At 43.3% G+C, this 19,706-nt stretch carries 17 protein-coding genes; 8 read left to right on the top strand and 9 right to left on the bottom strand.

Going from position 1 to position 19,706, the window contains the following annotated elements; genetic code table 11:
* Nucleotides 1–22: 22 nt before the first annotated feature.
* Entirely contained in the window at nt 23–2,452 is a 2,430-nt protein-coding gene (galB, locus tag ABDD95_RS16830; RefSeq protein ID WP_345948500.1) for a beta-galactosidase GalB, read from the top strand.
* A 25-nt stretch (nt 2,453–2,477) separates the two neighbouring features.
* The gene (locus ABDD95_RS16825; RefSeq protein ID WP_345948499.1) at nt 2,478–2,933 is read left to right on the top strand and encodes a PH domain-containing protein; all 456 of its coding nucleotides are present in this window, start codon (nt 2,478–2,480) and stop codon (nt 2,931–2,933) included.
* Nucleotides 2,934–2,939: 6 nt separating this feature from the next.
* On the opposite strand, the gene ABDD95_RS16820 is transcribed toward ABDD95_RS16825, so the two are convergent.
* From ABDD95_RS16820 to ABDD95_RS16810, 3 genes are all read right to left on the bottom strand, one after another.
* Complete coding sequence (locus ABDD95_RS16820) at nt 2,940–4,274, bottom strand: PAS domain S-box protein (RefSeq protein ID WP_345948498.1); 1,335 nt, start codon at nt 4,272–4,274, stop codon at nt 2,940–2,942.
* Between the two features lie 298 nt (nt 4,275–4,572).
* Nucleotides 4,573–5,628, bottom strand: coding sequence for a hypothetical protein (locus ABDD95_RS16815; RefSeq protein WP_345948497.1), 1,056 nt, complete (start codon nt 5,626–5,628; stop codon nt 4,573–4,575).
* Between the two features lie 122 nt (nt 5,629–5,750).
* Nucleotides 5,751–6,632 carry a class I SAM-dependent methyltransferase gene (locus ABDD95_RS16810; RefSeq protein WP_345948496.1) on the bottom strand — a complete coding sequence of 294 codons (882 nt, stop codon included), beginning with the start codon at nt 6,630–6,632 and terminating at the stop codon, nt 5,751–5,753.
* Nucleotides 6,633–7,000: 368 nt separating this feature from the next.
* On the opposite strand from ABDD95_RS16810, the gene ABDD95_RS16805 reads away from it, so the two are divergent.
* From ABDD95_RS16805 to ABDD95_RS16795, 3 genes are all read left to right on the top strand, one after another.
* Nucleotides 7,001–8,764 (top strand): response regulator, encoded by a 1,764-nt coding sequence (locus tag ABDD95_RS16805; RefSeq protein WP_345948495.1) that lies wholly within the window; start codon nt 7,001–7,003, stop codon nt 8,762–8,764.
* 98 nt (nt 8,765–8,862) lie between these two features.
* Nucleotides 8,863–9,513, top strand: a complete 651-nt coding sequence (locus tag ABDD95_RS16800) for a hypothetical protein (protein ID WP_345948494.1) — start codon at nt 8,863–8,865, stop codon at nt 9,511–9,513.
* 211 nt (nt 9,514–9,724) lie between these two features.
* Complete coding sequence (locus ABDD95_RS16795; protein WP_352432915.1) at nt 9,725–9,952, top strand: hypothetical protein; 228 nt, start codon at nt 9,725–9,727, stop codon at nt 9,950–9,952.
* A gap of 114 nt (nt 9,953–10,066) precedes the next feature.
* Here ABDD95_RS16795 and ABDD95_RS16790 read toward each other — a convergent pair whose 3' ends face one another.
* Nucleotides 10,067–10,819: an ABC transporter ATP-binding protein gene (locus ABDD95_RS16790; protein WP_345948493.1), complete on the bottom strand. Its 753-nt coding sequence runs from the start codon at nt 10,817–10,819 to the stop codon at nt 10,067–10,069.
* Nucleotides 10,816–11,547 carry an ABC transporter permease gene (locus ABDD95_RS16785; protein ID WP_345948492.1) on the bottom strand — a complete coding sequence of 244 codons (732 nt, stop codon included), beginning with the start codon at nt 11,545–11,547 and terminating at the stop codon, nt 10,816–10,818. Before ABDD95_RS16785 ends, ABDD95_RS16790 begins: the two co-directional genes overlap by 4 nt.
* 81 nt (nt 11,548–11,628) lie before the next feature.
* Here ABDD95_RS16785 and ABDD95_RS16780 point away from each other — a divergent pair, with 81 nt between their 5' ends.
* The 3 genes from ABDD95_RS16780 to ABDD95_RS16770 are packed head-to-tail and all read left to right on the top strand — an operon-like array spanning nt 11,629 to nt 13,826.
* Nucleotides 11,629–12,333 (top strand): SDR family oxidoreductase, encoded by a 705-nt coding sequence (locus ABDD95_RS16780; RefSeq protein WP_345948491.1) that lies wholly within the window; start codon nt 11,629–11,631, stop codon nt 12,331–12,333.
* 26 nt (nt 12,334–12,359) lie between these two features.
* On the top strand, nt 12,360–12,833 hold the full coding sequence (locus ABDD95_RS16775; protein ID WP_345948490.1) for a PspC domain-containing protein: 474 nt from the start codon (nt 12,360–12,362) through the stop codon (nt 12,831–12,833).
* A 3-nt stretch (nt 12,834–12,836) separates the two neighbouring features.
* Nucleotides 12,837–13,826 carry a DUF5668 domain-containing protein gene (locus ABDD95_RS16770; RefSeq protein ID WP_345948489.1) on the top strand — a complete coding sequence of 330 codons (990 nt, stop codon included), beginning with the start codon at nt 12,837–12,839 and terminating at the stop codon, nt 13,824–13,826.
* 213 nt (nt 13,827–14,039) lie between these two features.
* On the opposite strand, the gene ABDD95_RS16765 is transcribed toward ABDD95_RS16770, so the two are convergent.
* The 4 genes from ABDD95_RS16765 to ABDD95_RS16750 form a co-directional block, all read right to left on the bottom strand.
* The gene (locus ABDD95_RS16765) at nt 14,040–15,377 is read right to left on the bottom strand and encodes a TldD/PmbA family protein (RefSeq protein ID WP_345948488.1); all 1,338 of its coding nucleotides are present in this window, start codon (nt 15,375–15,377) and stop codon (nt 14,040–14,042) included.
* A 10-nt stretch (nt 15,378–15,387) separates the two neighbouring features.
* Nucleotides 15,388–17,028, bottom strand: coding sequence for a TldD/PmbA family protein (locus tag ABDD95_RS16760; protein ID WP_345948487.1), 1,641 nt, complete (start codon nt 17,026–17,028; stop codon nt 15,388–15,390).
* Nucleotides 17,029–17,204: 176 nt separating this feature from the next.
* Nucleotides 17,205–18,842: a TldD/PmbA family protein gene (locus ABDD95_RS16755; RefSeq protein WP_345948486.1), complete on the bottom strand. Its 1,638-nt coding sequence runs from the start codon at nt 18,840–18,842 to the stop codon at nt 17,205–17,207.
* Nucleotides 18,843–18,887: 45 nt separating this feature from the next.
* Nucleotides 18,888–19,613 (bottom strand): hypothetical protein, encoded by a 726-nt coding sequence (locus tag ABDD95_RS16750; RefSeq protein ID WP_345948485.1) that lies wholly within the window; start codon nt 19,611–19,613, stop codon nt 18,888–18,890.
* Nucleotides 19,614–19,706 lie beyond the last annotated feature (93 nt).

The following is a 19,706-nucleotide window of genomic DNA, read 5'->3' as shown; positions in this document are numbered from 1 at the left end:
ACCGACCAATTATAAACCTGTTATGATAAACCGTTACTTCAAAATTTTAACATCAGTTACGCTTCTGTTCATGGCTGTAATGAGTCATGCCCAAACCGGCCGCAAAGTAGAAAACTTTAATACCGGCTGGACCTTTCATTTAGGTGATGCCGGCGGTGCTGAGCAAGCCAATTTTAAAGATGAGCAATGGCGTAAGTTAAACCTGCCGCACGACTGGAGCATTGAAGGAACCTTTAGCAAAGATAATCCTGCTACGCCCGAGGGCGGCGCGTTGCCGGGTGGCATTGGTTGGTACCGCAAAACGTTTACCGTGCCGCAAACACTGCAAGGCAAGCAGGTATATATTGATTTTGATGGAGTTTACCAAAAAAGCACCGTTTGGATCAACGGGCATCAGCTGGGTTTCAGGCCTAATGGTTATATCTCCTTTAGGTATGATTTAACGCCTTATCTGAAATTTGGCGGGCAGCAGAATTTAATTGCCGTAAAAGTTGATAACAGCGTACAGCCTAACTCGCGCTGGTACAGTGGGTCGGGTATTTACCGTAACGTTTGGCTGGTAAGTACCGGCAAAATAGCTATTAATCATTGGGGTACTTATGTAGTTACGCCGCAAGTGAGCGCTGCAAAAGCTACCATTAAATTTGCGGTGAGTCTGAAAAATTCCACAGGCGCTAAACAAAGTATAGAGATCAAAACACGTATTTTAGATGCGGCTGGTGCTACTGTTGCTGCTTTTGGCACAATTGATTATCAGTTAAACGACACTGCCGGTACGCATGTACAAGAGGTAGTTCTTAACAATCCGCGTTTGTGGTCAACAACTAACCCTTACTTGTACAAAGCGGTTACCCAAATAATGCATAACAAACAGGTGGTTGATACTTACACTACACCGCTGGGTATCCGTTATTTTAGCTTTGATAAAGATAAAGGCTTCTTCCTGAACGGTAAGAATATGAAGATGCTGGGCGTGTGTAACCACCATGATTTGGGCAGCCTTGGTGCCGCTGTTAATATGCGTGCGTTAGAGCGCCAGCTGGAGATATTAAAAAGCATGGGTGTTAATGCTATCCGTACTTCGCACAATGCGCCTGCACCTGAGCTGTTAGACCTGTGCGACCGCATGGGCTTTTTGGTAATGGACGAAGCATTTGACGTATGGCGCAAGGAGAAGGCAAAATATGACTACCATTTATATTTCGACGAGTGGCATACCCGCGACCTGGCCGATCAGTTATTGCGCGACCGTAACCATCCCAGCATTATTATGTGGAGCGTAGGCAACGAGATACGCGAGCAGGCGGATAGCACCGGGATAGCTATAGCGCATGATTTGGCACGTACCGTACGCCAATATGATGTTACCCGGCCAATTGTTACGGCTAACGACAGGCCGTCGAGCGGAAATTTCATCGTAAAATCGGGCGAGTTTGAACTGGTAGGTTACAACTATCACCACCGCGAGTATGAAAAGTTTCATGAGACTTTCCCTGGCAAGATATTTATTGGTACCGAAACTACATCGGCGCTGGAAACCCGTGGCGTGTATGATATGCCGTCAGACAGTATACGTCGCTGGCCAAATAATAAGGATAGCCAGAACGGGGTAGGGACGATGAACGAAGATTTTACCGTATCGGCTTATGATAACGTTTCGGCGCGATGGGGCTCTACACATGAGGAAACCTGGAAGCTGATTAAAAAACATGATTATCTGAACAGCATGTTCATCTGGACAGGTTTTGATTACCTGGGCGAGCCTACGCCTTACAGTTGGCCGGCACGCAGCTCCTATTTTGGTGTGATAGATCTGGCCGGATTTCCTAAAGATATTTTTTACATGTACCAGGCCGAGTGGACCAGCAAGCCGGTACTGCATATTTTTCCGCATTGGAACTGGAAACCGGGCAAAACGGTTGACGTGTGGTCCTATTATAATAACGCCGATGAGGTGGAACTGTATCTGAACGGCAAATCATTAGGCATCCGCAAAAAAACAGGGGACGACCTGCATGTAATGTGGCGTGTGCAATACCAGGCTGGCATGCTCAAAGCGGTATCGCGTAAAAATGGCAAAGTAGTGTTAACCCGCACCATTAATACTGCCGGCGCTCCGGCTCGTATAGAGCTGGTGGCCGATCGCAAACAAATAAAGGCGGACGGGCAGGACCTTTCTTTTGTGACGGTACGCATATTGGATGCTGCCGGTAACGTGGTACCCGACGCCACCAATCAGGTTAATTTTAACCTGCAGGGTAAAGGCTTTATAGCCGGCGTTGATAACGGCGACCCACTAAGTCATGACCCGTTTAAGGCAAATTATCGCAAGGCGTTTCATGGTTTGGCGCTGGCCATAATTCAATCGGCTGGTAAGCAGGCGGGTACAATAACACTTACTGCAACGGCTGATGGATTGCCCGCGGCCAAATTAATATTACAGGCTAAATAAGTATTGTTTACAAAAGCTTATTACAATGAGATTTAACTCAAAGCGTGATATATGGATAAGCATAGTGGTGTGGGGCGCTATAGCTTTGCTGGCATCCAGTGGTGTAGAGATTGTGCAGCATGGCGGCGCCGAGCAATGGTTTGTGTTATTAGTTGCGCTTATAGCAGGTATGCTGTTATGGATGTGGCTGGGTACTTATTATGTTATTGAAGATAAGGAACTGCAATACCGGTCGGGCCCGATAAATGGCATTATCGATATTGGCAGCATTCACACCGTTATTACCGGTAAATCTCAGTATGTAGGCCTTAAGCCGGCGCTGGCAGCAAAAGGATGTATCATCAAATACAATAAGTTTGATGATATTTATATATCCCCTAAAGACAAAGACTTGTTTATAGATGAATTGCTTAAAGTTAACCCGGCAATTGAAGTGGTAAAGGATGGTCACGCAATAAAGGCAAGCCATCCCGGCAATTAACCTGTTTTATTTGCTCTCAAGCCGTAGGTATTCGTCATCCTTTTTTTCAGGGATTACCTCTTCGCTATTCTGGATAATGGTTTTGATAACGTCGTCAAGCTCCTTAACAGAAATATCGAGGTATTCAAACAGTTGTTTGTCGGGGTGATCTTGGCTGCTTTGCAGCACCAGGTCTGTTAAGCCTAAAATGCGGGCTAAAGGCGCTCTAACTACATGCGATTGCATGTGCGATATTTCTCTAAGTTTAGCGTTTTGCTTCTCAATGGCCTGGGTATATTCTAATTGCGCAGTGATATTACGTGCCATAACCAGCCTGGCTTTTTTGCCCTTAAACGGAATATTGCTGCATCTTACTTCGGCGTAAAACAAGTCGCCGTTTTTATGCCGGTGCACAGTATTTACTAACGAAATGGTTTTGCGTTTTGATGATCTGTCTAAAAATGCAGTCAAATCATTAAGTTTTTCCTCAGGGCGGAGTTCCTTGATAGACATGCTTAAAAATTCCTCGCGCGAGTAGCCGTATCTTCTTATAGCCGCATCGTTTACTTGCAGCAACTGCAAGGTTTCGGTGTCAAATATCCACATCGGCGATGGATTCTGCTGAAAAAGACTCTTGTAATGCGCTTCCGACTCTTTTAATACTTCATTGCGTTGTATCTTTTCGGCCATTTCTGTTTGCAGCTCATTCATCAAGCGGGCCTCTTGTATAAAGGTTTTTTTTACCCCCCGTATAATATGACTGATTTGTACCACCACAGCCACATTCAAAAACATAAAGTTAAGTGCGTAAACGATCCAGAACGGCAAGGTGTACTTAACACTTAGGGGCGAATTGAATAGTTTGAAATAAATGATACATGCAAAGCTTATATAAAGACAAGCGTTAACAGCAATGGTACGATAAGCAATTCGGGATGAAAATTGAAGCGTAATGTAAACGCTTAAGGCCAAAAAGTAGATAGCACCGATACCAAATGATCCTAGTATGGTGGTTAAACATATAGCAACCGCGTAAAGTACTACGGCTACAAAGGCCTTTTTAAAAGCCAGTTTAAAACGGTTGCTCAGCGTTATAAAAGATATGGAAGTAACGGCCAATCCGTCCATAAGCGGTATAAATAGATGCCCTTGCAGGTATGCAGCAATCATACTCGGAACCACAGCAAGTAAGCTTAGCGGAAGCGAAAAGACAATGAGATTTACAAAAAGGCGTTCCTGCCAGTAGCTTATGTCTTTAGTTTGATATACGGGCATCCCCGTTATCGCTCTATCGACAAATAATTTGTACTGGTACCATGCCCCCTCAAGCGGGTTTGAGAAATTGCGAGCTTTTGTTTTCAACTTTAAACACTAATAGTAATAAATGAGCAGCTTACAATGACCTAAAGACACGTATATCGCTTTTGTTTGTTACAAAATTATACTTGAGCAAATGTTAAATTAAACTTTTTAATATATAAAATCAAAAACAAAAATACGTAATACATTGCAGCTTACCGTATTTAATATAGACTAATATGGTTATAGCTTACGGCTCTACACCTGTTATGTTTATTTGCAACTGTTTCCACACTTAGTATTAACAACAAAAGCCCGATGTTACCATCGGGCTTCGCCACATCCAGTAGGGTCTTTTATGTTACTGGTACTGTATATAAATAGGTTGCGGTTTGTATTTCAACACTTCTTGTGGCGTTAGCATATGATGCGGCGCTTTTTTTAGATCGTTTTTGTAAAATAATTTAAAGCCGGTGAATTGTACGGGTTCCGGGAAGATATGGTTGCGGTAAGTGCCCAATTTTAAATCCGGCTCGCCCCATCCATCCATGTCAATAACCACCTGAACTTCTGGGCGTAGTTTAATGTTTTTATAATTGGTAACCATTTTACGTGTAAAACGGTGTACAATTAAAATCTTAGGTGGCAGATTGTATTTCTTTACCAAGCCAGCTAAGTATTCACTTGCATAGTTAACATCAGCCGCATCGTAAGTACCAATTTTGCGGCCAGGCTTGCTTCCGTCTTTCATCGAAAATTCGGGGTCCATACCAAAGTGCACTTGTGGCATAATCAGGTACTTCTCTAACTGAGGTAACTCCGAGCGGATATTACTCAACGCCACCTGCACATCTAAAAATACAATTGCATTTGATTTTTTGGCTAAAGATAATACCGTATCAATTTGCTTAAATGGCATGCGGTAACGGAACTTGCCATCCTTGCCGCCATCACCTTGTGCAACTACTGCAATGTAATGCAACGCGGGTTGTACAGGTGTTTTTGGGTCGGCCTTTTCCCAGTTCCTGACTTCTGTTTTTAGCTTAGCCAGCATCTCTTTAGGAGGTAGCTCACCTAAAATACCCATCTTTTTAGAGAACAGGTTGCCATAAAAGGCTACTATGCGCTTAAACGGCAATATAGCGCCCGGAACAGGGTAGGGTTGGTTTTTAACCGGCCAGTGCCCTGTAGTATCGCCATTAGCCAGGCGCTTATTCAAGCTGTCATACAGTGCCTTGTCTACCGGCTGATAGGCTGGCTTGGTAGTATCTGTAGCAGAAGTTGTCGAAGCAGTTGTGGTGGTAGTTGTAGAGGTGCTTACTTTTCCGGCTTTGCTGTTTTCTGTGCAGTTAGATAACAGGAGAAGTGAGGAAAGTAATACCGTGGAAGAGAAAGCAAAAGCTTTAAAATTACTCATAAAAAATAGCCTGAAGGCTGGTATCTTGTTGTGTAAAATATTTTAGTTACAATAAAATTTTTTGCTTGTTATGGCGTTGTAAATATAACTATTACGCCAATAAGTTTTACGCAAATTGTAACTTAAATTTTATAGAACTTTCCAAAAACCCCTAGCGGCAGCTTTGAACCTGCAGTTGCCTGTAAGTAAAGTTCTCCAATTTCGAGGTTTTGCACTGCCGGAAATGCACCCTTAATTAAGTTTTCGACAATAACTGAAGAGAAACCCAGCGAATAAGTGTTGAGTATTAGAAAGTGTTCTTCCGGGTCAAGCAGTTGTACAACTTCCTGTAACATTTCGTTAATCTGGTCTTCCAGCTTCCATTTTTCGCCATTAGGACCATGACCATAAGCCGGCGGATCTAATATAATACCGTTATACTTTTTGCCGCGTTTTAACTCGCGCTTTACAAATTTTAAGGCATCCTCCACCACCCAGCGTATGTCTTTCAGCCCCGATAGTTCCTGGTTTTCGTTAGCCCAGGTAACCACTTGTTTAATCGAATCAACATGCGTGGTATCGGCACCTGCTGCTTGGGCAATAAGCGATGCACCACCTGTATAGGCAAACAGGTTAAGTACTTTTGGCTTTTGCGTTTTAAAGCGCTTTACATTCTCGGCAATATAATCCCAGTTAACGGCCTGTTCAGGGAAGATGCCCAGGTGTTTGAACGAGGTAAGCGCCATACGCATTTTAATGGTTGCATGGTCGTTTTTGTATTCTATGTGCCAGCGGTCGGGTGTGTTTGAATTCTTTTTTACCCATTCACCTGCCGTGGCCGAGCGACCCTTAAAGCGTATATGGTGCAAACGCTGCCATTCTGTTTGCGGTAGCGCTTTGCTCCACACTGCCTGTGGCTCGGGTCGTATTAGTATCACCTGCCCAAAGCGTTCCAGCTTTTCAAAATCGCCGCAATCAATCAGTTCGTAATCTTTCCAGTGCGAAGGGGTAAGGAGTTGGATCATTGTATTCAGTAGTCTGTTATCAGTTGTAATGTGTTAGCTGGGACAAAGATAGGTAATATGTTGTAAGGATAATTATAACACCGGTTTAGACGCAACTAGTTAGGGGGGCAAAGTAGCTGTTGCGCAATCAAGCGCAATATACTTCGGCAGTATAGCCGCGGATAATAATTATAGTAATACTTATTTTATAAGTTTCAGAAAAGTTAATGTGGAGTTACGTTCTGTGTCTTCTTTTACTTATTTCAGCCATTAACGCGTGTGCCCAATAGAGAAAATCGGAGTGAAGTGGTAAGCTTCTGAACATCAACAAATTATTTTTTATTGCGTATAAAGCAAAAATGAGATATTAATAAATAGTCAATACGCCTATGAGGACATATTATTTTCACCTCTTTCGTAAGCTTATTTCGAAAGATGTTAGTCTATTGAACTGGACGCGTTTACGTATTCTATTTGCCTGTATTGCTACCTTTTGTTTATTAACTGCTACACTGTTTATTATCTATCTTTTTAATGCGCCTAATTTGCTGTTATATCGCGTTGCGTTCTTTTTCGCATTATTTGTAACGGCAATGTATCTGTTTTGGAGCAACAAAGCCTGGCATGTGGCTGCCCATTTTTTTCTGACCAGTCTTACACTTTTAATATGGACCAATGTGTTGCTGGTACATCAAAGTCTTTATGTAATTAATATTCAATATTGCTTGCTGGTAATTGCCGCCGGTTATTACATTTTGGGTTCTAAAATCGGTCTTCGATATGCAATTGCAGCAATATTGCCCGTGCTGGGAGATGTTTTCTTTAATGACTTTTTAAACGTAGATATCCCTTCAAGAACAGTGAATGTTAGCTATGCCGGTTACGCAATCGCGGCTTTGTCTAATTTTTCGCTTATTCTCTACATCCACAATCTTTTTTTTAAGTCGCTGGCCAAATTCAAGAAAAGGGAAACGTCCTTTAAACGACACTTGGAGCAGGCTTTGGAATATTCCCGTGAGCAAGCCTTAGCAAAAACTAACTTTTTAAATACGATGTCGCATGAAATCAGGACACCGTTGAATGCTATTGTAGGTATGAGCAACCTCTTACTCTCGGGCAGTAAATTACCGGAGCAGGAAGAAAACTTACAGGTTCTTAACTTCTCGACTGAGAACCTCATGGCAACTGTTAATGATATTATAGATTTTAACAACCTGGATAACGGACAAGTACAGTTGCAAAACAAACCGTTTTCGTTATATCAAATTGTTACCAATGTATGTGGCACATTCCGTGAACAGGCAGCGCAAAAAGGTTTAAAGTTTAATTGTATCATCGATGAGAAGTTTAAAGGTTTATCGGTTTACGGTGATGAACTGCGTTTGAGCCAGGTGCTTTTTCATCTTATTGGTAATGCAATCAAATTTACGAATGAAGGCTTTGTTAGTATTGAGGCTATCTGTAACTGTGATAACGCATCTGAAATTGAAGTGAGCTTTAGAGTGAAGGATTCTGGAATAGGTATTTCTGAAATGAAGCAGCAACAACTGCTGGATCCATTTAAAAGAGAGCTGCCCCGCACCCAGCGCCAATATCAAACCACCCTTGGGGTAACCATTGCTTACCAGTTGTTAAAACTGCATGGAAGCCAGCTCGAAATAGAAAGCATAGAGGAAAAAGGTTCTTGCTTTAGCTTCGCCATTATTTATAAAGTAGCTGCACAGCAAGAAGTAGCAGATACACTTGTAACCGCATCTGCTAATGTGGATCTGGCCAAACTGAAAATACTTGCGGTGGATGACGAAAAGTTGAATTTGATGGTGGTTAAGAAAGTACTGGCCAAATGGGGAATAAAAGCAGATGAAGCGGTGAACGGGAAGGCGGCGTTAGAAACGTGTATGCAAAATGATTATGATGTGGTGCTTATGGACATTAATATGCCGGTAATGGATGGATTTGAAGCTTCTAAAGCTATAAAGAGTATAGAAAAACCCGACTTTGTTGCACCACGTATTATAGCGCTCACGGCATCGGTAGGTACGGCTGTAGATGAGGTTATGAAGTTTCCGTGTATTGATGACTGTGTTTTGAAGCCTTTTAAACCAGAAGATTTACAAAAAAAGCTTTATGAGGTTAAGTACGTTTCAGGCTAAGGTTACACTGTTATCAGTGTTTTGAACATTAACCACATTTAAAGTCAACATTACTTGGTACGTCAATCATTTTAGCCGCTTAGCTGTTCATACACTCAATGATCTTTTTATTTGCAGCTGCGGGTTTTATTTGGGCATTTATCATGCTGATGTTTGCACCACTTTGGCAAAAGGCAATATGCTTTATTCCGGTTTGTATTTACGGTGTACTGTACATACATCCGGCTTTTGCTTTCGGTTTAGCGTTTTCAGTTATACCACTGTTGGTTGGTGATATACAGATTGTACCCGATGGTTTACAAATGGATGGTGTTTGGAAGTATTTAGCTTATTTGCCATCTGGCATGGTTGCCGTAATAGCTTTATATATCATACATCCTTATTTTGATAAAAGCGATTGGCTGCGTGCAATAGGTGGTTTTACATTTGCCCTAGTAATGGTAACCTGGGGTTTGAAAATTTTAGTGATCGATCCCATCTTGCTATTTGTGAACCGCATAGGAGCCTCTGAAGTAGAAACACTAGAAAAACAATTCGTAAAGTTGGAGCAAAGGTCAAGACATCGGAATGCAAATTATTTTATTAAACTATATGCTTATCCTGAATTAAAAGTTTCAGGACTTTGTTACCTATATGTTTATTTCAGAAATCTTGCTCCGGGCGACATCCTGAAGTTTAAGTTTAAGAGAGGGCGCTTGGGTATCAAATACATGAGTGGCTTTCCGGTGATACAGCGCGTAGTCCATTGATGTTACACTAAGCGGGAGGGCGATTGCCAACTTTTGCGTTATTTGCTTATATCAGTCTGTGAAGAAAATGTTGTTGTAACATCTTTCTCATTGCAGGTACAACCATGCTTAAGCGTTTTTATAATACGATTTGAGCTGTTAACATTACTGTTGTTAACCATTGTTTACAAATTCTTGTAACACCGTGGTGCAATAAAACGTCTCTTATAATATGAAATACCTAATAGGCTATTTATCACTGGGCATATTATCCATGTACGTTGTTGCATTCAGGCATTCTTCGTTTTGGAATTATCTGCTCGATGACTCACGAGATTCTGTACTCCACAAACTCCCCTTTAAGGAAAAAAGAAGGTATTACGCCATGGCCTGTTTAATTGCAGTATTGATCTGGCCATTTATGGTGGTTAGGATGCTTTCAAACGATAAATTAGCGTAACCAGAATTGATTGGCGATGGAAGTTGGCACTCAGAATTAATAGTGCCATAAGAAAGCCATAAGTGTACGGTAAAAATTACCTTACACCTATGGCTTTATATCGGGAGCTAATTCCTATAACTTTTCTTTCGCGGCTTGGGTAAACTTACTGGCAAATACAAAGTCATTCAGTTCCTGGTTATCGGTATGGGCAATGTCTTTGTTAGTGCCTTCCCACCATTTTTGACCCTGATGCAAAAAGATGATATGATCTCCAATACCCATAACGGAGTTCATGTCGTGCGTTACAATTACTGTGGTAATTTTATATTCCTGGGTAAGTTCATTAATTAACTCATCAATTACAATGGATGTTTTAGGGTCGAGGCCCGAGTTGGGTTCATCCACAAACAGGTATTTCGGTTCCATTGCTATAGCCCGCGCAATGCCCACACGCTTTTTCATACCACCTGACAGCTCGGCCGGAAATAGCTTATTCTTATCTTTCAGGTTAACACGTTCAAGACAAAAATTGGCACGTTCCTGTTTTTCCGACTGGCTCATTTCCGAAAACAGGTTTAGCGGAAACATAATATTCTGCTCTACGGTCATAGAATCGAATAAGGCTGAATTCTGGAACAACATGCCAATTTCTTTACGTATCGGAACACGTTGTTCAAAATCCATACCGGTGAAGTCCTGCCCGTCGAAATTTACATTGCCTTTAGTAGGTTCATGTAATCCCACAATACATTTAAGTAAAGTAGTTTTACCCGAGCCCGAACCTCCTATAATAAGGTTGTTTTTGCCCGCTTCGAAAGTAGCGGTAATGCCTTTAAGTACTTCGTTCTCACCAAAAGTTTTATAGATGTCTTTAATATCAATCATAACATTAACGAAGTAACCATTAAATCAGCAAATAGAATAAATATACAGCTGTACACCACGCCAGTAGTGGCCGATTGGCCAACCTCAAGCGCACCGCCCGAGGTATAAAAGCCCTGGTAAGCACAGATAGAAGTAATGATAAATCCAAAGCAGGTTGCTTTTACCAAGGCAACCTGAATTATTAACGGGTTAAAGCCATCACGTAAGCCGGCCACATAATCAGTGGTGGCAATGTCGCCTGTAACGGCACAGGCAATGTAACCGCCTAAAATACCAAGCACCATGGAGTAAATAACCAGCAGGGGCACCATAATAATGCCTGCTATAATTTTAGGTGCAATAAGGTAACCAGGGGCATTAACACCCATAATTTCTAAGGCATCAATTTGCTCGGTTACCCGCATGGTGCCAATTTGTGAGGCAATGCTGGAACCAACCCGGCCGGCTAACACTAGTGCCGATATAGTTGGGCTAAACTCCAGTATGGTGGAGTCGCGCGAGATGCTGCCCGCAATACTGCGTGGTACAAGCGGACTGGCCAGCTGAAATGCTACTTGTATAGTTGCCACAGCGCCAATAAAAACGGATATGATACTGATAATGCCCAGCGATCCGATACCGATAGATACCATTTCGCGCATGACCTCGGCCCAGTAAACCGAAAATTTTTCGGGCTTACGAAAGCTCAGGCGGATTAACAGGATGTATTTGCCTAGAGTTTGAAACATGTAAACTTTTAAATATGCTGTTAAAAATACATTTTTATCATTAAGCTTTACGGCTTAACTATATTGTGTTACTTTAAAATTATGGAAAACGCTCTCATTACCGGTGCTACACAAGGCATAGGCCGTGCAATTGCAGTTGCATTTGCTAAACAAGGATTAAACCTTGCAATTTGTTCGCGCAAGGTAAAAGATTTAGAAGAATTAAAGCAAGAACTGCTTTTGGTTAATCCTAACATACAGATTTACACACAAAAAACCGATTGCAGCAAAAAAATAGAGTTATTGGATTTTGCCAGCCGGGCACAGCAGCAATTAGGCTTTATAAAAGTGGTGGTTAACAATGTAGGCATGTTTTTGCCATCCAGTGTTTTAGATGATGGGGACGATGCCTTTATGCAGCAGATTAATACTAACCTGATGCCGGCTTATGAGTTATACCGTTTTTTTGGTAAGGAGATGATTGGTAGGCGTTTAGGGCACATTTTTAATATATGCTCGGCTGCATCTTTACAGCCGGCAATAAATGCCGGTACTTATAGTGTAACAAAAGCTGCACTGTACAGTCTTAATATTGTAATGAGGCTCGAAATGCAGGCTCATAGCGTAAAAGTAACTGCCGTGCTGCCAGGATCAACATTAACAGGTTCATGGGCCGGAACGGAGGTGCACCCCGAGCGGTTCGTAATGCCCGAAGATGTAGCAGCTGCAGTATTAAACGCTTACCAAATGAGCAAAGGCGCTAACGTAGATGAGATAGTGATTAAGCCGGTTTTGGGCCAGTTATAATTAACCATTTTAAAATACTTAACAATATGAATAGTAAAAGACTTTACCGCGATGAACTGAATAAAACAGTTGGCGGTGTATGTAAAGGCCTGGCCGATTATTTCGACATAGATGTTTCTATCATCAGGGCATTGTTTGTGCTCGCTCTGGTGCTTAAAGGTTCTGGCGTGTTGCTGTACATTGTTTTATGGATAGTATTGCCCAAAAAAGAGAATTATATAGCCCAGCCGGGTGTAGATTACACCGTGCCACCGATGAATCCTGAAGCCGAACCTGCACAGCCGTTTGTTTATAAAACCAAAAGTAAAAGCAACTTTAGCTTGGTAGCTGGTACTATACTGATTGTACTGGGCGGTATTTTATTGCTGGATGAGTTTAACATTATACCCGATTGGGATTTTAGCCATCTGTGGCCCGTGCCACTGGTTATCATTGGTCTGATGCTAATATTCTCTGCCGGCAAAAAGAATACTACAAACCCTAACCCTCCAATTGCATAAGATATGAAAAACGACAGATTATTTTCGGGCCTCGTGCTCGTCATTATAGGCGCCGCATTTTTACTGCACAATTTTGGTGTGGTTGATTTTCACTGGTATAACATTGTTCGCCTTTGGCCTATATTTTTGGTGATTGGTGGCATAAACCTGTTGTTGGCTAATACCCGTACAGTATGGGCAACCATTGTAAAAGTTGGTGTACTGGTAATCGGTTTAGGCTTTGTGCTTTTCAGTAATGCAGGCCGCCGCCATAATGATAGCTCATTGTTTAACTTTCATTACAATGTGGATGACGATGATGACAACGATGTTGATTTAGACATAGATGATGATAAGGATGACGACATTAAAGCACTGAAAGCTAATGCAACTAATGTTTTTCAGCAACCCTATACGGCCGATATTAAGCATGCGCGTTTAAACGTAAGCGGTGGTGCAACCAGTTATGTCCTGAATACATCAACCGATAGTTTGTTTAAGGCTGCCACACGTGAGTATTATGGCAACTACAATTTAAGTACCTCTAAAGAGGACTCAGTTACCGTGGTAGATTTTGATATGGATAAGCACAATCAGCATTTTCGCTTAAATGGCGGCCATATGAACGTTGCACAAATTAGCTTAAATACGGCACCAATTTGGGATCTTAATCTGCGTGGCGGCGCTGCAAAAGTCGATTTCGATTTAACACCCTACAAAGTACGAAGCCTTAATATTAGCGGCGGTGCAGCATCATGTGATATTAAAATGGCAGCCAATCTGCCTCTTACTGATGTTACGGTATCTACCGGGGCTTCTGAAGTTACTATCCGGATTCCTAAGAACGCGGCTTGCGATATAGCTGTATCCAGTGGCCTGTCGTCTAACGATTTTGATGGCTTTACCAAAATAAGCAGTAGCCACTATACCACACCAGGTTTTGAGGCTGCTAAAAATAAAATTTACCTGAAACTAAAGGGCGGCGTATCCGACTTCAACGTACGCAGGTATTAATAATACTTTCTTTTTTGACTGATTGATTGTAAAGCGGTTGTAGTTGTAAAACTTCAGCCGCTTTTGTTTTATGCAAATCTGGATTTGCAAAAACTACAATTTTGCATTAGCCATCACGGCCAACAGGAGGGTGCTGTTTAGTACAACAACCGGCATTAAAAACAAAAAAGCGTGTACTGGCTAGGCACACGCTTATAAGGATTTGGAAATTACTTACACCGCATCAGACAATGAACTGAACGTAAAATCGCGAATTTTTAAGGGCGGTATCAGCGCGTTAGTGCCGCTTTCGCCGCTTACTGTGCGCTCGCTTTTGCCCAGAGCTTCCAGGTTGTTGAGCATTATAACCGGGCTCTCGTTAAAGCGGAAGTTTTTTACCGGAAATTTGATCTGGCCATTCTCAATGTAAAAAGTACCATCGCGGGTTAGGCCCGTGTAAAGCAAAGTTTGAGGGTCAACCGGGCGAATGTACCAGAGGCGGGTTACTAATATACCCCTTTCTGTTCCCTTAATTAATTCTTCTAAAGTTTGCGTGCCGCCTTCCATAATCACTGCATCGGGGCCGGGTATAGCTTTAACACCTTTTTTTTCGGCCCAATAACGGGAGTATGAAAGATTTTTAACAACACCTTTTTCTATCCAGTTTATTTTTTCCATTGGGCGGCCATCGCCGTTCCAGCGGGCGGTAGGTAGTTCAGGGTGTGATGGGTCTGAGTAGATGTTTACGCGTTCGTCCACCAGCTTTTCGCCCAGGCGGGTTTTGCCGCCCGGCAGGCTTAAAAAACTGCGGCCTTCATCGGCGCTACGTGCATCCAGGCTACCAAATAATTGCTCTAATAATACAATGCCGGCAGCCGGCTCCAAAATAACAGTATACTTACCAGGTTCCAGTGCCTTGGCGGTAGCAGAGCCGGTTGCTTTTTTAGCTGCAATTTTTGAGAAGGCAAGCGTATCCATCTTGCTTACATCGTTAAAAGCTTTGGTTGCGTAGCCTGACCCTTTGCCATCGGCTGTGCGCAGGGTTACCGAAAAGTTAATATCAGTTGCGGTGGTGTAAGCAAATAATCCTTTTGAGTTGAGCAGGGTTGAAAAGCCTGAGCTGTTTTCCAGGAAACCTGCAGCGGTAAGGTTATTGTCTTTAGCTACCTGCAAGCTTTGCTGCACCATATCGGCCCGCTGTTTGGGTGTAATGGCGGCAGTAGCTGGTACAAAACGAGGGGTTGGTGGGCCGTAAGTTTGCGGACCTAAAAAGGGCATAAACTCTGGATTCTCGGGCGCCAGCTGGGCCAGCTCTTCCGAGCGGCTTATTGCTTTTTGTAATGATGCGTCATCAAATTCATTGATGGTAGCAGTGCCCAGCTTTTTGCCAAAGGCCGATGATATGATCATTGTGCTGCGGTTTATGGCACCACTGGTAGATACAGAGTTACGGGCATAGCGAATGTTGGATGAGTCGCCCCCGGTGAGTACTATTTCGCACTGATCGGCTTTTGAGTAGCTCAGCGCTTTCTTCAAAAGCTCACGCGCTTGTTCTTCGGTTAATATAGCCATGATAAGTTTGTTAGATTTTACGTGCTGTGTTAATAATGTTTACCCCATTAAAACGGGCTGTTGACGAGCCATGTGATACGGCGCTTGATTGGGTTGGTTGCCCTTTACCGTCAAAGAACGAACCACCCAAACGGTAATCGCTCTGGTCGGCAACGGCCGAGCAGGAGTTCCAGAATTCCTGGGTGTTTGATTGATAGGCTACATCGTTCAGCATACCTACAATCTGCCCATTCTTGATTTCGTAATATAACTGTCCGCTAAACTGGAAGTTATAGCGTTGCTGATCTATAGAAAAAGAGCTGTCGCCAATAATGTAAATACCCTTTTCGGTATTCTTGATCATGTCGGCCACTTTAAGTGGCGTTTTGCCCGGTTGCAGGCTGATGTTTGGCATACGCTGAAACTGTACCGACGACCAGTTATCGGCATAACAGCAGCCCTGCGATTCGGTTAAGCCAATAATATGGCCCTGATCACGTATGGATTGGTAATTAACCAGCACACCGTCTTTAATTATGTCCCACTGTTTGGTTTTAACGCCTTCATCATCATAACCCACAGCACCAAGTGAACCAGGCTGTAATTTATCGGCCACAATATTCACGTTCTTGCTGCCAAACTGGAATTTTTTAGACTGCCATTTGTCCAGCGTTAAAAAGCTGGTACCGGCAAAGTTAGCCTCATAACCCAGTACCCGGTCAAGCTCCGAAGGGTGACCCACCGACTCGTGAATGGTTAACCAAAGGTGTGAAGGATCCAGTATTAAATCATACTTACCTGGTTCAACTGATTTGGCTTTTAGCTTTTGTTCAGCTTGTGTAGCGGCGGCGCGGGCATCTTCCAGCATATCGTAGCGGTCACGGTACAAAACGGTAGGCGCACCTTTCATTTTGTCACTTTCGCGTGGCATTACGTACTCGTACCCCATGCCGCGTGGTGAGCTTAACGACTGGCGTGTTTCAAACTTGCCGGTCTTCGCATCAATTTTGGTTACTGAAAATAGCGGCCAGATACGGTGTACGTCCTGGTCTATATAAGAACCATCGGTAGAGGCGAAGTATTTTTGCTCATTCACCAGAAACATTATGGAATTTACATAGTTGGCTCCGGCTTTCAAGGCTGCATCGTTTACGGATAGCAATAAGTCGACCTTTTCTTTAATAGGTACCTCAAAGGCATTTCGTTCAATAGGCGCTTTCCAGCTCACCTCGCCATAGCCTTTTTGCGGCAACAACTGCACCGGCTCGCTTAGCAACCGCGCATTTTCTTTGGCAATGGCTACAGCTTGTGCGGCGGCTTTGGCAATACTGTCGGTATCTAACTTATCGGTAGCGGCAAAGCCCCAGCAGCCGTTGGCCAGCACCCGTATACCCATGCCATAAGATTCGGTGTTGACTATATTTTGTACTTTGTTTTCGCGCGTAATCACATACTGGTTCAGGTAGCGGCCTATGCGCACATCGGCGTACGTTGCTCCTTTTGATCGGGCGGCATTCAGTACTACATCAGCCATACGCTTTTTGGTGGCCACATCAACGCCACTTTGCAGCATCGCCTCCGGCGAAACTGGTGCGCCGAACACCGGTACCCGGCTCAGCATAGCCCCACCGAAACCCATCCCGGTGAGGTAAAGGAAGTTTTTTCTGTTCAATGTCTTTTTTGAATAGTTGATTGGTTCTAATGTCTTACTATATATTTAAACGTCCCTCCCTAATTTGGGGTCGGGGTGCTTGTATATTCATCTGTTGGAGTTACTTGTCAAAAAGCTATGCAATTATTAATTCTTCCCCGCCCTCCCGAGGAGGGATGCGAAATGTCTTTAACTTTCTACCCTAATCTCCTCGCCGTACTGATCACATTTACCTTATCAAATTTGGTGGTTGAGCAGCCATGCGATACAGCGCTAACCTGTGAGGGTTGGCCTTTACCGTCAAAGAAAGATCCGCCCATACGGAAATCGCTTTCATCACAAATGGCTGAGCAAGAGTTCCAGAACTCCTGGGTGTTGGCCTGGTAGGCGGCACCTTTAACCATGCCTAAAATTTTGCCATCTTTAATTTCATAACAAAGCTGGCTGCTAAACTGAAAGTTGTAACGTTGCTGATCGATAGAGTAGGAGTTACGGCCAAACATGTATAAGCCTTTCTCTGTATTTTTTATCAGTTCGGCAACCTTCAACGGCGTTTTGCCTGGTTGCAGGCTTACATTTGGCATACGCTGAAACTGCACATCGCTCCAGGTTTGGGCATAACAGCAGCCTTGTGAAGCGGGCAGGCCTAATATGTGCGCCTGGTCGCGCGTGGCCTGGTAGTTAACCAGCACACCATCTTTTATTATATCCCACTGTCCGCTCTTCACACCTTCATCATCATACCCAACCGCACCAAGTGAACCGGGACGTGTTTTATCGCCTACAAAGTTTACCATCTTACTGCCAAACTGGAATTTTTTTGATTCCCATTTATCAAGCGTTAAGAAGCTGGTACCGGCAAAATTGGCCTCGTAACCCAGTACACGGTCAAGCTCGGTAGGATGGCCAACCGATTCATGTATGGTAAGGAACAGGTTGGTGGGATCTAATATCAGGTCATACTTACCAGGTTCAACCGGTTTGGCTTTAAGTTTTTCTTCCAGTTGAGCTGTGCCTATACGCACATCCTCCAGCATGTCATACCGTTTTTTATAAATCGGGAATATGCCTTGTATCTTTTCTTTTTCGTCGGGTATCAAATACTCAAAGCCCATACCTACCGGGGCGCTCAATGAGTTGCGGGTTTCGAATCCACCGTTTTTAGAATCGGTTTTAGTGATAGTAAAGGATGGCCATAACCGGTGAATATCCTGGTCAATGTAAGAGCCTTCGGTTGAGGCAAAGTATTTTTGCTCATTAATCATGAACAGGTTATTGTTAATAAAGCTGGCTCCTGCTTTTAACGCCACATTATTGGCAGCCAGTAACAGATCAACCTTATCCTTAACCGGTATTTCAAAAGCGTTCTTTTCAATTGGTGTTTTCCAGCTTACCTCGCCATAACCTTTTTGCGGAGCAAGTTGCACCGGCTCACTTTGCAGGCGTGCGTTTTCTTTAGCTATAGACACAGCTTGTGCGGCGGCTTTAGCAATGCTGTCATTATCCAGTTTATCGGTAGCGGCAAAGCCCCAGCAGCCGTTAGCCAGCACCCGTATACCCATACCGTATGATTCGGCACTGGTTATGTTTTGCACACGCAGTTCGCGGGTGCTTATAGATTGATTTAGATAACGGCCCAGCCTTACATCGGCATAAGTGGCACCTTTGCTTTTAGCAGCATTAAGCGCTACATCGGCCATGCGTTTTTTGATAGCGTTATCAACCGGTTGTAAAACCGTATCATGAGGTACCGGCGAGCCTATGACCGGGAGGCTCTGTAACAGTGCAGCGCCCATGCCCATACCGGTGAGGTATAAAAAGTCCTTTCTATTCAAAGCAGTGGTATTTGATTGCGTAATATAGTAATATACGCGCAAAAATCACTGCTTAAAAACGCCTGAATCAGGCAAAATTTGCCTTTGAGATGGATGTAACTGCATGAACTTCTTATAGCAGTTATTCAGGTAATTAACCAATACAAAATCATTGGCCCGGTAGATATTTACAGCAGGCGTATAACGGCGTACGAAAGCCTCCAATTCGGTGCCGCGGAGCGGTATGTAATTAGAAACGTTGGCGGTGCTGAATACTTTGGCTATCTGTGTTTTGGTCTCTTCATTTCGGAGCATTTGTTCCTGCCGTTGCTTGCGACGCTCATCCTTTTTCCAGTACCAGAGCCTAAAGGCTACCCCGCCTTTGAAGTTGCCAGCCCGATCGGTTTGGTAAGCAGTGGTTTGCCCATGAAAGTAAGGGTCTAAAAATATCAGGCTTGGTCCTTCCATGGTTTTTACTTCGACGCCGTTAAGCATATGTTGCTGTGGTAGCAGGAACACTTCAAAGTCATTAAGTTTAGTAATAAGCAATGTGTCGTTCTGGTAGGCGAAGCCTTTAAACAAGAGTAAATCGTTTAGGCTAGCTTTAATAATGAACTTGCCCTTATTATCGCTAACCGCGCTTTGTTTGGTATTAAGATTTTGCACATGTATACCAGCCAAACCAACACGGGTCTTATCCTCTAATACCCTGCCTTTTACAGCTTGTTGTCCATAACTCAAAAAGGCGGCAAGGCAGAGCGCGACGCATAGTAGCAAGCTAAATTTAGGCATGCTTAAAATTAGTGTTTCAAGGCTGAAGCGTTTGTTAAAAAAGGTTAAAAAGAAAAAGCCGTTCTGGCTGGCAGAACGGCTTATAACATTGGC

The organism is Mucilaginibacter sp. PAMB04274 (genome assembly GCF_039634385.2).
GTDB lineage: Bacteria > Bacteroidota > Bacteroidia > Sphingobacteriales > Sphingobacteriaceae > Mucilaginibacter.
Note: the sequence above shows the minus strand (reverse complement) of the source record. Positions and strands in the feature narration are given on the sequence as shown.

Coding starts and splice junctions, on each gene's coding strand:
- ABDD95_RS16805 (WP_345948495.1), top strand. CDS start 7,001: ATGAGGACATATTATTTTCACCTCTTTCGTAAGCTTATTTCGAAAGAT.
- ABDD95_RS16810 (WP_345948496.1), bottom strand. CDS start 6,632: ATGATCCAACTCCTTACCCCTTCGCACTGGAAAGATTACGAACTGATT.
- ABDD95_RS16775 (WP_345948490.1), top strand. CDS start 12,360: ATGAATAGTAAAAGACTTTACCGCGATGAACTGAATAAAACAGTTGGC.
- ABDD95_RS16780 (WP_345948491.1), top strand. CDS start 11,629: ATGGAAAACGCTCTCATTACCGGTGCTACACAAGGCATAGGCCGTGCA.
- ABDD95_RS16750 (WP_345948485.1), bottom strand. CDS start 19,613: ATGCCTAAATTTAGCTTGCTACTATGCGTCGCGCTCTGCCTTGCCGCC.
- ABDD95_RS16785 (WP_345948492.1), bottom strand. CDS start 11,547: ATGTTTCAAACTCTAGGCAAATACATCCTGTTAATCCGCCTGAGCTTT.
- ABDD95_RS16795 (WP_352432915.1), top strand. CDS start 9,725: ATGAAATACCTAATAGGCTATTTATCACTGGGCATATTATCCATGTAC.
- ABDD95_RS16765 (WP_345948488.1), bottom strand. CDS start 15,377: ATGGCTATATTAACCGAAGAACAAGCGCGTGAGCTTTTGAAGAAAGCG.
- ABDD95_RS16770 (WP_345948489.1), top strand. CDS start 12,837: ATGAAAAACGACAGATTATTTTCGGGCCTCGTGCTCGTCATTATAGGC.
- ABDD95_RS16825 (WP_345948499.1), top strand. CDS start 2,478: ATGAGATTTAACTCAAAGCGTGATATATGGATAAGCATAGTGGTGTGG.
- ABDD95_RS16815 (WP_345948497.1), bottom strand. CDS start 5,628: ATGAGTAATTTTAAAGCTTTTGCTTTCTCTTCCACGGTATTACTTTCC.
- ABDD95_RS16800 (WP_345948494.1), top strand. CDS start 8,863: ATGATCTTTTTATTTGCAGCTGCGGGTTTTATTTGGGCATTTATCATG.
- galB (WP_345948500.1), top strand. CDS start 23: ATGATAAACCGTTACTTCAAAATTTTAACATCAGTTACGCTTCTGTTC.
- ABDD95_RS16790 (WP_345948493.1), bottom strand. CDS start 10,819: ATGATTGATATTAAAGACATCTATAAAACTTTTGGTGAGAACGAAGTA.